Raw genomic sequence first — 15,372 nt, forward strand, 5'->3', positions numbered from 1 at the left:
AAAATCGAAAATCGAAAATCACTTATTGCCCCCGCATTTATCCGTGGGGTCGCCTCTAAAATCTAAAATCTAAAATCTAAAATCGCGCAATCGATTGACGCATCTACAAACAACTGAAAAACCCGGTTTCTCGAAGAAACCGGGTTTATGAATACCCTAAAAGTCGATCGACTGGGAATTGGCAATATTTGTTATGCAGCACGCTGAGTTAACAATCCCCAGATGAAAAGTAGAACTAGCGCACCTACGACTGCAAAAGCTATGCTGGGTAGAGTCAATGCTCCGAAGGATGCTCCCCCGCTCGTCCCCAGTAAGACTTGACCTAGATAACCTCCCACTAGGGCGCCCAAAATTCCTAAACCTGTTGTTGCCAGAAAGCCACCGCCTTGAGTTCCCGGATAAATGGCTTTGGCTAGCGCACCGGCAATCAATCCTAAAACGATCCAAGCAATAATTCCCATTTCTCTTTCTCCTGAATACTTAAACTTTTCTTGTGCCTTGTCTTATGTTCTAAGAATAACAACCCCTATCCCGCCCTTACCTCTACCGCAGGGATGAACCGAAAGTGGTAGGATTTCTCATGAATCGTCGGAGTTTGAGGCTGTTTAATATCTCAAAAGACTTAACCCACTTTTTCGAGGGAAGAAAGGTACTTATGCTCAAAGCAAAAGGGAAATAGGAGAATCTTTTCTGGGACTTTTTGTGTTTTGGTGGTTAAAAAAATTACAATATTTCTGTGAAATGAGGAAAGTTTGCGCCCGATGGATCTGACTCTGTGCATGATTGTGAAGAATGAAGAGGCAACACTGTCGCGGACTTTGGACAGCGTTAAGGGTGTTGTTGACGAAATGGTGGTGGTGGATACGGGATCGGGCGATCGCACCCGTGAAATTGCGCGAGGATATGGCGCGAGGGTTTATGACTTTGAATGGTGCGACGACTTCGCAGCGGCGCGCAATGAGTGTCTCAAGCACGCCCAGGGCGACTGGATTTTGGTATTAGATGCCGATGAGGTTTTGGTACCGGAGATTCTACCTCAAATAAAGCCGGCAATTGCGAGCGATCGGCTGCTGCTAATCAATCTCATCCGCCAAGAAATCGGTGCCTCTCAATCTCCCTATTCCCTAGTGTCGCGCTTGTTCCGTAATCGCCTCGATATCCGCTTTTCTCGCCCTTACCACGCAATGGTAGACGACAGCGTGGCTGAGATTTTGCACAGGGAACCAAATTGGAAAATAGCTTCTCTCCCCGATGTGGCGATTTGGCACTCTGGTTATCAAAAAGATGCGATCGCCGCCAAAAGTAAATTCCAAAAAGCTCAAGCAGCAATGGAACGCTATATCGCTTATTATCCAAACGATGCTTATGCTTGTAGCAAATTAGGTGCGCTTTATGTAGAAAGCGGGCAAATCGGGCGGGGAATTAATTTATTAACTAAAGGCTTGACTGCGGAGGCAATTAATGATTCTATTCTTTACGAACTCAACTATCATTTGGGAATTGCATATCGCCAGCAGCAGCAATTTGTTAAAGCAAAAGAACACTATCAAGCGGCAATTAATACAGATGTGTTCCCCGCGCTCAAGTTGGGTGCTTACAATAATTTGGGCAATTTGCTCAAAGATGAAGGAGATTTGAAATCTGCTGAAAAAGCTTACAAAGCAGCTTTAAAAATTGACCCTAATTTTGGAGTAGGTCACTACAATTTAGGATTGACGCTGAAGGCAGCCGGAAATTTAGCAGATGCGATCGCCTATTACCGACAAGCGATAAAAATCGATCCCGAACACGCCGAAGCTCATCAAAACTTGGCAGTAGCCTTGCTGAAAATTGGCAAAATGCCAGAAAGTTTAGCAGAATTCAAAAGAGCGATCGCCCTTCACGAGCAGCGCCGCCCCTTTGAAGCAGAACGCCTGCGCCGGGGACTACAAGAAATGGGTTTACTTTAAACTTGTTACCAAATAATTTGTAGGGGCAATCCCACGCCCGGTTGCCCCTAGAACCGGACGGGGTAAGCACGGGGGCATTACTGCAAGAAATCGGTTCGATCTAAACTTGTTAGGATCGCGAATTAAATAACTTATAATTTCAATTGTTATTGTGGGATGGGCGTCCCGCCCGTCCACTCATGACGGGCTATAAGAGCCCATCCCACTTTCAAGAGTGGAAGTTATTTAATTCTCATTCCTTACCAAATAATTTGTAGGGGCAATCCCACGCCCGGTTGCCCCTAGAACCGGACGGGGTAAGCACGGGGGCATTACCCCTACAAACTGTAACAATTACCAGCAAAATCAAGAAATTATCTCTACTTTGCCGCTATCCAAATCGTAGCGGCCCCCAACAACTTTAAGCTTGCCCGCTTTGACTGCTTCCGCTAAAATAGGCGACGAGGATTGTAACTTATTTACATTCATTTTCACATTAGCTCTGACTGCGTTATCCCAGGCATCGCCTGTTTGACCTTTGGTCGAATCAACTGCAGGTTTAATCGCCGCCACCAAAGTGCTAATGTGACCAGGCACAGCTTTACCATCTAAAGCTGCTTTGACAGCACCGCAGCGTTCGTGACCCAGAATTACTAATAGTGGCACGCCTAATTCTAAGGTGGCATATTCTATATTCCCGAGAACCACATCGTCGAGAAAATTTCCAGCAACTCGAATATCAAATAAGTCGCCTAATCCTTGGTCAAAAATAATTTCGGGAGCAACGCGCGAATCAGAACAAGCCAGGATGGTTGCAAACGGATGTTGACCCTGTGCTACTTCTACAACTCGCGATCGAGCTTGGTCGGGAAATGTCCGTTTTTGCTCAATGTAGCGTTCATTACCCTCCATCAATTTCTTAAGAGCACTGTTAGGAGTAATGTCAGTAGGAGTAAGGTCAGAGATTGCCTCTGCCTTTGCTGCTTCGGCTTGTAAAAACGCAGGTGCCAAGCTGGCCGCCAGCATCCCTGCACCAGCCCTCAGCATTAAATTCCGTCGCGAAATCATGCTTCTACTTTCGCTTTCATTCATTGTTTGTAACTCGGTTCAATTTTTTCTATTTATACCCTAAGATATACCACAAGCTCAGCCAGACTTCTTTGATTTTTCTTTACAAGCTGCTCCGGCACAATATAAACTTCAAAAAAGTAGCCCATTTTTATTTCATTCATATTTTATTTAGTAAAGTCAACGGCAGTCATCCTTCTGCGGACAGGGATGCTAGAATGTATCTAAAACGACAATTATTTATCAATGGATCGAAATGTCCTACGTCGCCAGCATTCATATCTATCCGGTAAAGTCCCTTGACGGCATAGCAGTCAGTCAAGCAACTATTCTAGCCAGCGGAGCTCTAGAAGGCGATCGCTCTTTTGCAATCTGCGATGCAGCAGGAGAATTGGTTAACACTAAGCACAACAGCGGAGTCCGTTTTCTACGCTTATCATTTGACATCAAAAAGAGAATTGCCGGCCTGAAAATTCAAGGCACCGAACAAGAAATATTTTTTCATGTAGATAGAGAACGCTTGGCAATAGAATCTTGGTTGACCAGCTACTTCGGTTTCCCTGTCAAATTAATTGAAAACTTGCTGACAGGTTTTCCCGACAATACCGCTGCACCAGGGCCAAGCATTATCAGTACCGAAACAATTGCCGAAGTTGCATCTTGGTTTCCGAGAGTCTGCGTTAACGAGATGCGCCATCGCTTGCGAGCTAATATTGAAATAGGAGATGTCCCGGCTTTTTGGGAAGACCAACTTTTACCACAAGCCGATGAAATTGTGAGGTTTAAAATAGGGACTGTAATATTTGAAGCTATTAATCCCGGTCATCCCTGTATCCTATCTACGCAAAATTATGCGGCGCAAGCAAGCGATCTAAATTTTAAAAATATACTAACAGCCAAGCAGAAGGAAATTATGCCTGACTTGGTAAAAAAAGGGCATTTAAATCACTTTAGTCGGCTGATAGTTAACACGCGGCTCGCACCTCAACCAGCAGAAAAAATATTACATATAGGAGACGAAGTTCAAATTATCACCGTCAGCAAATCCCTATTTAATACCATTTCTGATTAGTTGTAGGTTACGAATCTGCTCAAGCCGGCGGCAACTCCAAAGTAAGTTGACCCAAAACACCAGTTCTAAAATCGTTTAACATCTGTCTCGCCGTTCGTTCGACATCTCCTTTATACTTGTCTTTTGCGACCTCGTGCAAATAATCTTCACCATTACTAGAGGCTGCATCTAATTTATACCTGGATTTGAAACCAGATAGTGATATCAACGTGTCATCAGCCGCCTGCAGCCCTTGGAGTAAATCTACCATCGCTGCTGCTACTACCTGATTGTCGTAAGCTGCTTCGCCAATATCTTCGCAAATAGCTAATTTTATGGCATTTTCTTGATTGTTAATTCGGGTTGGGATCACTCCGGGGGCGTCTAATAATTCAATTTCGTCAGAAATGCGAATCCATCGCAGCGATTTAGTTACTCCAGCTCTGCGGGCACTGTCCACCACTCTCTTCCCTAACAACCGATTAATTAAAGCCGATTTTCCGACATTGGGAAATCCCATTACCACTGCCCTGACTGGACGGGGCAGCATACCTCGATCGAACCTTCTTTGATTTAGCTGCACCCCAGCATTCTGCACCGCATCCGCCACATCATGTACTCCGTGACCGTGCTCGGCATTAGTAAAATATGCAGTTTCCCCCTGGGACTCAAACCATGTTTCCCACGCCTCGCGCGCGCGAGGCGTAATCATATCCATGCGGTTGACGACCAATACTCGCGGCTTGCCGCCCACCCAACTCGGCATTTGGGGGTGATAAGTAGCCAAGGGAATGCGGGCATCTCGGACTTCGAGCACCACATCTACCCGCTTTAGCTGTTCTTTTAATGCCCGTTCAGCTTTGGCAATGTGACCGGGATACCAGTGAATTTTCATTAGTTATTAGTTATTAGTTATTAGTTATTAGTCATTAGTCAGCAGTCATTAGTCAGCAGTCATTAGCCACCAGTCATTAGTCAGCAGTCATTAGCCACCAGTCATTAGCCATTAGTCGCTGTGTCAGGGCGGGTTTACGCATACCCTGGATTTACATAATAGATACGGGTGAACCCGCCCCTACAGAATCTAGGTTTATTTAGTCGGACACGATATAACACGTGACTAATGACTAATAACTAATGACTAATAACTAATGACTAATAACTAAGGCACAATCAAAACTGCACAAGGAGACAGATTGATCACCCGATTGGTAACGCTGTCAGACGCCCCATCATCGGTTAAACCCATCCCCCGACAGCCCATCACAATCAAATCGGCCCCAATTTCGTCAGCCACATCGCAAATCGTGAAAGCAGGTTTGCCTTCCCGTTCGATGATTTCAGCTTCAATTCCCTGCTGGGAAAACATCGATTGGGCCTCAGAAAGAAGTTTGGCGACTGCTTCGGGGGAAGTCATCACCTCTGACGGTGGGGCGTCGCCCTCCTCGGCGGGGGGTTCGACTACCGACAGAATAACTAAACGAGCACCGTAGGTTTTCACAATATTGACAACCTTTTCGGCAGCTTCGCGGGCTTCTCGGCTTTGATCTACAGGAAATAAGACTGTCTTGAACATACTGCACATCTCCGGGACACGGACTCCGATAAAATGTTTAGGTTAAGCCAATCAGTGCCGTTTGTTCCATCTTCCGTTTTTTGTACGGGCGCGGTTGAATGCGTCCGAGGCCGGGGTGCAAGTTACCAGTGCCGCCATTTCAACGGAATTCGACAAAAACACACATATTAGGAGGTTAATCCTGTGACAAAAAAAACTGTAGCAAATTTATCGGCATCGGACTTATCGGGCAAACGGGTATTGGTGCGGGCGGACTTTAACGTGCCGCTCGACAACGGCAATATCACCGATGATACTCGCATCCGGGCGGCTCTGCCGACAATTCAAGATTTAGCGTCCAAGGGCGCTAAGGTGATTTTGTGCAGCCACTTCGGCCGTCCCAAGGGTGTGACGGAGAAGTTGCGCTTGACGCCGGTTGCTGTGCGCCTGTCGGAATTGTTGGGCAAAGAGGTCAAAAAGACTGACGACTGCATCGGTGATGAAGTCGCTGCTACAGTCGCCGCGATGCAAGATGGCGATGTGCTGTTGCTAGAAAATGTCCGCTTCTACCCAGAGGAGGAGGCAAACGACCCAGAATTTGCTAAGAAGTTAGCTTCTGTGGCCGATTTGTATGTCAATGATGCTTTTGGTACTGCTCACCGGGCTCACGCTTCTACTGAGGGCGTTACTAAGTATCTGAGTCCTTCTGTGGCTGGGTTTTTGATGGAGAAGGAACTGCAATATCTCGGCAGTGCGATCGACAATCCGCAACGTCCTTTAGCTGCTATAATCGGCGGTTCTAAGGTTTCCAGCAAGATTGGAGTCATTGAAAAACTGCTCGAAAAGTGCGACAAACTGCTGTTGGGCGGTGGCATGGTTTTCACCTTCTACAAAGCTCGCGGCTTGAACGTGGGCAAGTCTTTGGTGGAAGATGACAAGCTTGAACTGGCTAAGTCTTTGGAAGCTAAGGCGAAGGAACGGGGAGTTGCTTTTCTGTTACCTACTGATGTGGTAGTTGCTGACAAGTTTGCTGCTGATGCTAACACTCAAACTGTCCCTGTTGAAAGCATCCCTGACGGTTGGATGGGTTTGGATATCGGCCCGGATTCAGTAAAAACTTTCCAAGATGCTTTGGCCGATTGCAAAACTGTCATCTGGAACGGGCCGATGGGCGTGTTTGAGATGGAGAAGTTTGCTGTGGGAACTGAAGGTATTGCTCATTCTTTGGCTGGACTTACTAAAACTGGTACTACCACAATTATCGGTGGTGGTGACTCGGTGGCGGCTGTGGAACAGTTGAATTTAGGCGAACAAATGAGCCACATTTCTACTGGTGGCGGTGCTAGTTTGGAGCTGCTCGAAGGTAAGGAATTGCCTGGTGTTGCTGCTTTAGATGAAGCTTAATTAAGTTAAGTAGGGCGGGCTTTGCCCGCCTTGCTGGAAGCAGGTCTATATCTTTGGCTGCGAATCATTTTTTTGAATATTTACCGCAGAGGGCGCAGAGAACGCAGAGGAAGAGAAAAGAGAGAAGGATATCGGTTTTAAGTCTATAGTTTGCTAGTATAATTTGTTTGAAGTAGCAGTGAGGTTTGTTTGTGAAACTTAAACTCTTGGCAACTGTAGCGGCAAGTTTAGCTTTGTTTGGGCTGGCAGCTCCCGTTCAAGCTCAAAATCCAGATCATGTTAGGCAATTGCTGGAAACTAAAGAGTGCGAAGGCTGTGACTTGAGAAATGCTGATTTGTTCAAGGCTAGCTTGTACAGAGCTAATTTAAGAGGAGCGGATTTAAGCGGAGCAAATCTCTATGAAGCTAATTTGCTGGAAGCGGATTTAAGTGATGCTAATTTGGCCAATGCTAACTTAGTTAATGCGGAGATGTACGGGGCTGAATTGAATGGTGCTAATCTGCGAAATGCGGATTTGTCTAATGCTTTTTTGGGGCGAGCGAATCTGACGAGTGCGGATTTGCGCGGTGCTAAACTTTTTAATGCGAATCTGGGCGAAGCTTATTTGCTGCAAGCTAATTTGTCGAATGCCGATTTGAGGCGTTCGCTGCTGTTTAGAGTTAATTTGAATCGTGCGAATTTAAGCGGAGCGGATATGTCTTTCGCGGATGTGCGGGATACTAATTTGCAGAATGCTATTTTGTCAAATACTCGGCTTCCGAGGGCTCAGTTGGCCGGGACAAATATTGATGCGGCGAATAATGTGCGGCAGGGTGATTTGGAACGGGCAAACTTCCGGGGTACGAATTTGGGGCCAGGGGTTTGTGTGATAACTAATTATCCTTATTGTGTTTTGAATGTGGAAGAAAAATTTTAGACTCTAGTTTTAGCTCCCAGATGAATCTGTAGAGTAAATCTAAAATCTAAAATCTAAAATCTAAAATCCCCTGGCTGGCGCACCCTAGGTTGATATCCGAGCTAAGTTTGAGGTGGTTTGTATCCTCTTTCTAGGGCAAATCTCACAAGCTGAGCACGATTTTCTAACTGTAATTTGCTGAAAATGCTGCCTAAATGAGCTTGCACAGTCCGGGGGCTAATAAACAGCCGATCGCTAATTTGTTTGTTAGTATAACCCTGGATAACCTCCCAAAAAACTCTTTCTTCGGCTGGTGTTAAAGGCAAAGGTGCAGGTGGTGGCAATACTGCCACAAATTGTGGTTCCACCGCCCTACCGCTAGAAGTTTGCAGCAGTCGGACAATTTCGGCGTGAATCCGGTGAGAGCGCTCTAACTGCGCTTTTACCTTGGCTAAGATTTCTTCAGACTGAAAAGGTTTTACCAGATAATCGTCACCGCCGATCGCATGACCTTCAACTTTTGACTCCAACTCGCCTTGACCCGACAAAAATATAAAGGGGACTAATTGTCCCAAACGGGTAGTTCTCAAACGGCGACAAAACTCAAACCCGTCCATTTCCGGCATCATGACATCTGAAATTACCAAATCTGGGGGGGCATTTTCAAAAATCGAGAGCGCCTCCACCCCTGAATTAGCGCATTCCACCCGATATCCTTGACTTTCCAGGTACATTGCTAAGACTGTTTGACAGTCTGCTTCGTCGTCCACCACTAATATTCTTTCCATGACAGGCTTGCACCAATTCCAGTTGGACAGTTTTTGAAACTGCCAGTCCCAAAGTAGGAACTTAATTGAGTTTACCTCCTGCAACTTGATAAAGGCTCGCAATTTCAACACGCCACACTTTCTCAAATCGTCCGATTAGGGGCGCCTAGCGCATAAAAGGGGAAGCAGTAGAGCAATATGGGGAACAATCTCCTTCTTTGACTCGCCTATCATCAAAAGCTACAAATTTTTATGAGGAAGCGTCCACTTTTCTGCAGAAAATAGAAGGTAAAAGAAAGAATTTTATCCTATTAAACAGAAATCTTAGTGACACTTATACTATTCCTAGACGCGACATTGAAAGGTTTTTAGATTTTTCTGGTTCGGACACAGGTACAAAAGGGACAACGCGACCAGGTGCTGCTGAGGGCGGCCCGAACAAACTCGGGGCGGCAACCAACATACTTTCAATTATCGCCGCTGGTTCGGGGCGACTGAACAGATACCCCTGCATGATATCGCACTGATGTTGTTTCAAAAAATCTAGTTCTGCTTCTGTTTCCACTCCCTCAGCAATTACGGTCATATTCAAACTGTGACCCAGTAAAATTACTGCTGTAGTAATAGCAGCATTTTGAGGATCTTCGTTGGCATTACGGACGAAAATTCGATCGATCTTTAAACTGTCAAAAGCAAATTGCTTAAGATATCCTAAAGTAGCGTAACCGGTGCCGAAGTCGTCAATAGCAATCCGAATTCCTAGAGCTTTTAGTTGGTTTAAAGTAGCGCCTGCTACTGTCGCATTTTCCACCAAAGCGCTTTCGGTCATTTCTAATTCTAAATTAGCAGGCTCTAAACCTGTAGTTTCCAATATTTGCACGATTCGCGCCTTGAGTTCCGGGTCGGACAACTGCCGGGCCGACAAGTTTACTGATATTGTAAAGGGCGAAAACCCCGCCGCCAGCCAACTAGCGGCTTGAGCGCAAGCTGAAAGCAGTACCCACTCGCCAATCTGAATAATTAAACCTGTTTCTTCTGCTAAGGGAATAAATTCGCAGGGAGAAATTATACCTCGATCGGGATTTTGCCAGCGCACTAAAGCTTCGGCGCCGATAACTTGGCCTGTCGCAATATTCACCTGGGGCTGATAATATACCTGAAACTCGCCTTGTGCCAAAGCGTGGCGCAGCAAAGCTTCGAGAGCAAACTTTTCAGGAGAGAGAGTCGTAACCTTGGTGGAGTCGTTAACTAAATCTTTGAGTCTGGCTTCTGCTTGGCTAAGCGCGACTGTCAGCGGTTGAGTAATAGTTTGCCGTTTCAAGACGCGAGAAGCAATGGCTCCCAGCAATTCAGCCTTGGTAAACGGCTTTGTCAGGTAATCGTCGGCTCCCAATTCCATCCCGCGACGAAAATCGGTTTTGTCACTTTGAGCCGTGAGGAAAATAAATGGAATTGTTGCAGCTAGCGAGTTTTGCCGCAGAGTCCGCAACACGTCATAACCGTCGAGTTCCGGCATCTGCACATCGCACAAAATTAAATCCGGTATCTCCGAAAGTGCCATCTGCACTCCAACTCGACCGTTCTCGGCCGCAATGACCCGGTAGCTGTGAGATTCCAGGAGTTGCAGAAGAGTTTCCCGGATTAATTCGTCGTCTTCAATCACCAAAATTTTGAGCATGATACTTAGATAACAGATGGCACTATATATCTGAACCTGACTAACTCTAGCATACTCAAACTAGGGAATTAGTAATTGGGCCAATTAGCCAATAAATGATTAGCCAAATGGCTGAATATTTTCCCTCGGTTCTTAAGTCACAATCAAAGAACTGCCGAAATTGGGAATATCTCGCTCTCTTTCAACAGCAGAAAAGGGCTGCACCCGACTCCTTTGATAAACTTTTATGACAAAATTAGCAATATTTCTCATAAAAAAAATTAGCGAACAGTTTCAGTGCGCCGATGGCGGAAATTACTCAGGCTATCACTTATATGATGTCCGGTTAATTGTTGATAATTAGCCCGTGTTTTTACTGACAAACTAGAGTTTTCTCTCAATGGATGAATCAGGACAGGATGCTGCATCCTGATTCATCCAAACAAAGATACTTGCTTTCAGACAACAGTCGTGGAGAGATCAAAATTTTAGATTAAGGTTCAATCTCCCAGATTCATCTGTGAAGTAAATCTAAAATCTAAAATCTAAAATCGACTAAGGGATAACTTAACTATGGATCGCGAATTAAATAACTTACAATTTTAATTGTTATTGTGGGATGGGCGTCCCGCCCGTCTTTTTTGGACGGGCTATAAGAGCCCATCCCACTTTCAAGAGTGGAAGTTATTTAATTCTCATTCCTATGGTTCTATAACCGGAAATCCTATTATCCACGGCCTTAATTCACAGGCTTAGTGGAATTGGCGCAAAATTTTTCATCTACAATTGCAGAAGTGATACTGACAGCGTGCATGGATGATGACGGAATTATCAGGTCTCGCGGAACTACCCTGGTCTTTTTACAAACCAGCTCGCTACTGCCTACAGAGGCAAAGTTCCAAGCATAAAATTCGGGAGTGCTGACTGTCGCATTGGCCGGATGTAAACCTAGTGCAGTCACCAATACTAATCCCAAAGTCACTAAAGCTACGATCGCGAATCTCAGCATATTCTTTGTTTGAACCCGACAACTTATCTGATTGGTATTACCTTATTATTGCCTGGGTGGATAGAGAGCGTCAATCGATTTTAGATTTTAGATTTTAGATTTTAGATTTTAGAGGCGACCCCACGGATCAATTCGGGGGATCCTTTATCGGATACAGGTGTTTTATTTCTGGACGGATGAATCCGGGAGCTTGTATCCTGGATGCTCGATCGTCAATAGCAGTTATTCTGCCGTCAGATTCAACTCGTAAGCGATCGGCTCAGATGCTTGAGAAACTACCACAAATTCATAAAAACCAGTATCATCCAGCAATCCCGACCAACTCAGCCCTTCTGCATCTTCCAGCAAAGCTCGCGCGCCCTTTGTCCGCCCTGGAGTATAAATTGACAGTAGCGTAGATTTGCGCGGGGCTTGCAAATTCACGCGCAAAGTTTGATTTTGAGCCAACCTGGCAATGTAAGCTTTCCCTTCTCCGGGTTTGAGATTGCCTGTGAGGCTTTTGCTCTTCGATAGGCGGTCAAATTCGACGCTTTCGACAGTTGATCCAGCTTGTAAGGCTTCGAGTTCGTCGGCGGTAATTGCTTGCCAAATTTGTCCGATCGGCTTCCCGATGAGATTGCGATCGCGCGGCTGTTGTGGAAACCAATAAAAGAACCTCGCATCAGCCAAATCGTACAAAGCCCGACTGCTCAAATTCAGCTTGTTAACCTCTGTTTTCCAGCGATCGATATCAGTGGTGTCGTAAGTGCCCAACCGTGCTCTAGCGTCGCTGCTGAGATTTTCCAGCTTATCGAGCAACTCGTCGCCGATTTTCTGCCACCTTTCGCGCCATTGGCGATCGTCATCGCCTTCTTTTAACAATCGTCCCCCCAATTCCGGGTATTTGGCATAGAAAGTCTCGTCCACAAGGTTGACGTAACCGCTATAGAATCGATCGTCAATTTTGAGCTTGACAAACCGATCTTGCAAAGCATCTTCTTGCTGCTGCTTCGGGTTTGAAGGCTGGGAAACGTTCTGCAATTTTGATTTCAGATTTAACAAAGAATTGCCCGCCAACCAGCCAATTCCCCCCATACTTGAGAGCACCGCCACCACAAACAAAACCATTTTCCAAGCAGGCATCTTTTGCTGATTGCCAATAGCAGCAATTCGCACCGGAGTTCCCGGCAGTTTTGGCGCGGGGGCGGGCACGGGTATCGGCGAGAAATCCGGCGGCTGCGTCATCCCAAAATCCGGGGCTGCTGGCAAAGGTGGCTGTAAAGGCGGATTCCCCGAGAGAGCGAGCATTACCTCGCGAGCCGAGGAGTAACGCTGGCTCGGCTGTTGAGCAAGCATTTTATCCAGCACCAGGGACAAATTCGGAGACAGAGAACATTCCGCCCGCCAATTCCAATTCAGCGTCTGGCTGTCGAGCAACTGATGGGGTTCCTTCCCCGTCAGCAACACCAAAACCGTGGCCGCCAGAGCGTACAAATCGCTGTGGGGAGAGACGATGCCCATCTGCATCTGTTCGACGGGAGCATAGCCGAGCTTGCCGATGCGAGTCGCGGGGGCGGGAGTGCCGTTAGCCTCAGCGAAAAGAGACTCTACGGTGGCGGCGACTTGTTTTACTCCCCCAAAGTCGATCAGCACGGGCATCCCGTCAGAACTCCGCAGAATCAGGTTGTCCGGGGAGATGTCGCGGTGAATCACTCCTAGAGAGTGAATGTATTCGAGCAGGGGCAAAATCTGCAGCAGCAATTGATTGATTTCTGCTTCTATGAACCGCAAACCCTGACGCTTGCGGGCGTCGAGCAGAAAGCGGTAGGTTTGGCCCGGCACGTAGTCTTGGACGAGAAATAGGTAGCCTCGATCGCTGATAGTGACGCGGAAGAGTTCGCGGAAGCGGGGGATTTGATTGTGTTGCAGCTTGTAGAGCACTCCCGCTTCCCGCTCGAACAGTTCCTCGGATTTTTGTAAAGCGTAACTTCCGTGTACTTGGGGCGCAAATTCTTTTAAAACGCAGGGTTCGTTAAATCGGTGGGCGTCTTCAGCGAGGTAGGTGCGCCCGAAGCCTCCGTGTCCCAATTCGCGGACGATGCGGTAGTGGTTGTTGAGAGTTATGCCGGGGTAGATGGGATTGTTCATGGGAACTTGCTGCGTCGGATTTTCACGCTTGACTGAGACTGGGAGTTTTGGGCGATCGCTGAATTAATCTTGACATACTGTGTCAGTGTTTATTAGTCGATCGGCTGCTTGGTCATCACCTGCGGTTATTGTTAAAAAAGCGGTTTCCTGCTATAGAAGTTTATCGACTGCGCCAGCATTTCGATCGACCTCAAAGTGTGTTCAAATTTTTAGTGTCGAGCCCAATGTGCGATCGGGTGTTAGCGCTACTAATTGAATTTTGAGCGATCGAGGTGCAAAATACGCATTTTAAGGAGCAAATCATGCAGCCAGAACAGCGTCAGCGAGCAATTGGGGCGTTTGAAGAGTTTTTGAGAGCGCCGCTTGAGGAACGATTGAAACACCAGCAGAATCGAGTTGCCGAATCCGGGGCGATCGCGCTTTTTCAAAGAGTCGCGGCCACAGTACCAGCTTACCAGACTTTCCTAACTGAACATAACATCAATCCCGCCTCAATTCAAACCTTTGAAGACTTCCAAAAATTGCCGCTAATTACCAAAGAGAATTATTTACGCTGTCACCCGCTACCTCAGTTGTGCTACCAGGGCAAATTAGAAACTTGCGATTTCATTGCTGTTTCATCGGGTTCCACAGGAAACCCGACATTTTGGCCGCGTTTTATCAGCGACGAGTTGCAAATTGCCGCTCGTTTTGAACAAATATTTCACGACAGTTTTTACGCCGACAATCGCTCAACTTTAGCTGTCATTTGCTTTGCGTTGGGAACTTGGGTAGGCGGAATGTACACGGCAAATTGCTGCCGCTATCTAGCGAGTAAGGGCTATCCAGTTACAGTTGTGACACCTGGGAATAATAAGACTGAAATATTCCGAGTTGTGCAGGAACTTGGGGAGCATTTTGAGCAAGTAGTTTTGTTGGGATATCCGCCATTTATCAAGGATGTGATTGATAGCGGAATTGCTGGGGGTGTGGAGTGGCAAAAATACAGAATTAAGATGGTGTTTGCGGGGGAAGTGTTTAGCGAAGAATGGCGGAGTTTGGTGAGCGATCGCACTAATTCTGACAATCTATATTACAACTCTGCGAGCCTTTACGGTACTGCGGATGCGGGCGTTTTGGGCAACGAGACACCGCTGAGCATTTGCATCCGCCGCTTTTTAGCAAACAATCCCGAAGCTTCCCGCAATTTATTCGGGGAATCGCGGTTGCCAACGCTGGTGCAGTACGATCCGAAAAGCCGCTTTTTTGAAGTGAATAATGACGGCACGCTATTATTTTCTGGCGACAACGGCATCCCGCTAATACGCTATCACATCTCCGATAACGGCGGTTTAATTTGTTACGAAGCAATGCTCAATTTTTTGGCTGAATGGGGATTTAACCCTGTGGCACGTTTGCAGCAAGCAGCAGCTATGAAAGTTTCTGATTTCCCCAGAGGAATTCGCTGCTTGCCATTTGTCTATGTATTCGGGCGATCCTCTTCGAGGGCTTCGCTAACGCACTTTACCGTTTCCTACTTCGGTGCTAACATTTACCCGGAAAATGTCACCGTAGGTTTAGAAGTTCCCACGATTCGGGAATGGGTGACGGGAAAATTTGTGCTGCAAGTCAAGGAAGATGTGGATCAAAATCGGTTTTTATCGGTGGTTGTGGAATTAGCAGCGGGGGTGGAGGGCGACGAGGAGATGCAGCAGGCGATCGCATCTTCAATTCTCGCACAATTGCGGCGGCTAAACAGCGAATTTGCTAATTATGTGCCGCCAGAATATCAGTTACCTGTGGTGACATTAACGGAGACGGGCGATGCGGAGTATTTTCCGATTGGGGTGAAGCACCGATACACGCGGCAATAAGTAGTTTGAATTGATGAGTTATCCGTTTTCAAAAGTCTTGTGTTATTCTATAATTAG

13 protein-coding genes are annotated in these 15,372 nt (G+C 46.5%); 5 read left to right on the top strand and 8 right to left on the bottom strand.

Going from position 1 to position 15,372, the window contains the following annotated elements; all coding sequences use genetic code 11:
* Positions 1-191: 191 nt before the first annotated feature.
* Positions 192-461 (bottom strand): GlsB/YeaQ/YmgE family stress response membrane protein, encoded by a 270-nt coding sequence (locus QUB51_RS18165; RefSeq protein WP_333052822.1) that lies wholly within the window; start codon positions 459-461, stop codon positions 192-194.
* 300 nt (positions 462-761) lie between these two features.
* On the opposite strand from QUB51_RS18165, the gene QUB51_RS18170 reads away from it, so the two are divergent.
* Positions 762-1,949 (top strand): tetratricopeptide repeat protein, encoded by a 1,188-nt coding sequence (locus QUB51_RS18170; protein ID WP_333052820.1) that lies wholly within the window; start codon positions 762-764, stop codon positions 1,947-1,949.
* Positions 1,950-2,294: 345 nt separating this feature from the next.
* Here QUB51_RS18170 and QUB51_RS18175 read toward each other — a convergent pair whose 3' ends face one another.
* The gene (locus tag QUB51_RS18175) at positions 2,295-3,020 is read right to left on the bottom strand and encodes a carbonic anhydrase (RefSeq protein WP_333212395.1); all 726 of its coding nucleotides are present in this window, start codon (positions 3,018-3,020) and stop codon (positions 2,295-2,297) included.
* 232 nt (positions 3,021-3,252) lie between these two features.
* Here QUB51_RS18175 and QUB51_RS18180 point away from each other — a divergent pair, with 232 nt between their 5' ends.
* Complete coding sequence (locus QUB51_RS18180) at positions 3,253-4,068, top strand: MOSC N-terminal beta barrel domain-containing protein (RefSeq protein ID WP_333052817.1); 816 nt, start codon at positions 3,253-3,255, stop codon at positions 4,066-4,068.
* Between the two features lie 19 nt (positions 4,069-4,087).
* Here the strand turns inward: QUB51_RS18180 and ylqF are convergent, their stop codons facing one another.
* Together ylqF and QUB51_RS18190 are read right to left on the bottom strand one after the other, a co-directional pair.
* Positions 4,088-4,942, bottom strand: a complete 855-nt coding sequence (gene ylqF / locus QUB51_RS18185; protein WP_333052815.1) for a ribosome biogenesis GTPase YlqF — start codon at positions 4,940-4,942, stop codon at positions 4,088-4,090.
* A gap of 267 nt (positions 4,943-5,209) precedes the next feature.
* A complete protein-coding gene (locus QUB51_RS18190; RefSeq protein ID WP_333052813.1) occupies positions 5,210-5,623 on the bottom strand; it encodes a universal stress protein in 414 nt (137 codons plus the stop codon).
* 183 nt (positions 5,624-5,806) lie between these two features.
* Between QUB51_RS18190 and QUB51_RS18195 the strand changes: the two genes are divergently transcribed.
* Positions 5,807-7,006: a phosphoglycerate kinase gene (locus QUB51_RS18195; protein WP_333052811.1), complete on the top strand. Its 1,200-nt coding sequence runs from the start codon at positions 5,807-5,809 to the stop codon at positions 7,004-7,006.
* A gap of 191 nt (positions 7,007-7,197) precedes the next feature.
* On the top strand, positions 7,198-7,923 hold the full coding sequence (locus QUB51_RS18200; RefSeq protein ID WP_333052810.1) for a pentapeptide repeat-containing protein: 726 nt from the start codon (positions 7,198-7,200) through the stop codon (positions 7,921-7,923).
* 101 nt (positions 7,924-8,024) lie between these two features.
* Here the strand turns inward: QUB51_RS18200 and QUB51_RS18205 are convergent, their stop codons facing one another.
* The 4 genes from QUB51_RS18205 to QUB51_RS18220 all read right to left on the bottom strand — a co-directional run bounded on the left by QUB51_RS18205 (position 8,025) and on the right by QUB51_RS18220 (position 13,462).
* Complete coding sequence (locus QUB51_RS18205) at positions 8,025-8,801, bottom strand: response regulator (protein ID WP_445243023.1); 777 nt, start codon at positions 8,799-8,801, stop codon at positions 8,025-8,027.
* A gap of 202 nt (positions 8,802-9,003) precedes the next feature.
* A complete protein-coding gene (locus tag QUB51_RS18210) occupies positions 9,004-10,347 on the bottom strand; it encodes an EAL domain-containing response regulator (RefSeq protein WP_333212390.1) in 1,344 nt (447 codons plus the stop codon).
* A gap of 718 nt (positions 10,348-11,065) precedes the next feature.
* Positions 11,066-11,335, bottom strand: a complete 270-nt coding sequence (locus QUB51_RS18215) for a hypothetical protein (RefSeq protein ID WP_333052807.1) — start codon at positions 11,333-11,335, stop codon at positions 11,066-11,068.
* 222 nt (positions 11,336-11,557) lie between these two features.
* Complete coding sequence (locus QUB51_RS18220) at positions 11,558-13,462, bottom strand: serine/threonine-protein kinase (protein ID WP_333262610.1); 1,905 nt, start codon at positions 13,460-13,462, stop codon at positions 11,558-11,560.
* Positions 13,463-13,764: 302 nt separating this feature from the next.
* On the opposite strand from QUB51_RS18220, the gene QUB51_RS18225 reads away from it, so the two are divergent.
* Positions 13,765-15,315: a phenylacetate--CoA ligase family protein gene (locus tag QUB51_RS18225; RefSeq protein WP_333262613.1), complete on the top strand. Its 1,551-nt coding sequence runs from the start codon at positions 13,765-13,767 to the stop codon at positions 15,313-15,315.
* The last annotated feature ends 57 nt before the right edge of the window (positions 15,316-15,372 follow it).

Source organism: Microcoleus sp. AT8-A3 (assembly GCF_036705675.1).
In the GTDB taxonomy this organism is placed as follows: domain Bacteria; phylum Cyanobacteriota; class Cyanobacteriia; order Cyanobacteriales; family Microcoleaceae; genus Microcoleus.

Bases quoted from the DNA above. Each gene is read 5' to 3' on its own strand.
- QUB51_RS18165 (WP_333052822.1), bottom strand. From the start codon at position 461: ATGGGAATTATTGCTTGGATCGTTTTAGGATTGATTGCCGGTGCGCTA.
- QUB51_RS18170 (WP_333052820.1), top strand. From the start codon at position 762: ATGGATCTGACTCTGTGCATGATTGTGAAGAATGAAGAGGCAACACTG.
- QUB51_RS18175 (WP_333212395.1), bottom strand. From the start codon at position 3,020: ATGAATGAAAGCGAAAGTAGAAGCATGATTTCGCGACGGAATTTAATG.
- QUB51_RS18180 (WP_333052817.1), top strand. From the start codon at position 3,253: ATGTCCTACGTCGCCAGCATTCATATCTATCCGGTAAAGTCCCTTGAC.
- ylqF (WP_333052815.1), bottom strand. From the start codon at position 4,942: ATGAAAATTCACTGGTATCCCGGTCACATTGCCAAAGCTGAACGGGCA.
- QUB51_RS18190 (WP_333052813.1), bottom strand. From the start codon at position 5,623: ATGTTCAAGACAGTCTTATTTCCTGTAGATCAAAGCCGAGAAGCCCGC.
- QUB51_RS18210 (WP_333212390.1), bottom strand. From the start codon at position 10,347: ATGCTCAAAATTTTGGTGATTGAAGACGACGAATTAATCCGGGAAACT.
- QUB51_RS18215 (WP_333052807.1), bottom strand. From the start codon at position 11,335: ATGCTGAGATTCGCGATCGTAGCTTTAGTGACTTTGGGATTAGTATTG.
- QUB51_RS18220 (WP_333262610.1), bottom strand. From the start codon at position 13,462: ATGAACAATCCCATCTACCCCGGCATAACTCTCAACAACCACTACCGC.
- QUB51_RS18225 (WP_333262613.1), top strand. From the start codon at position 13,765: ATGCAGCCAGAACAGCGTCAGCGAGCAATTGGGGCGTTTGAAGAGTTT.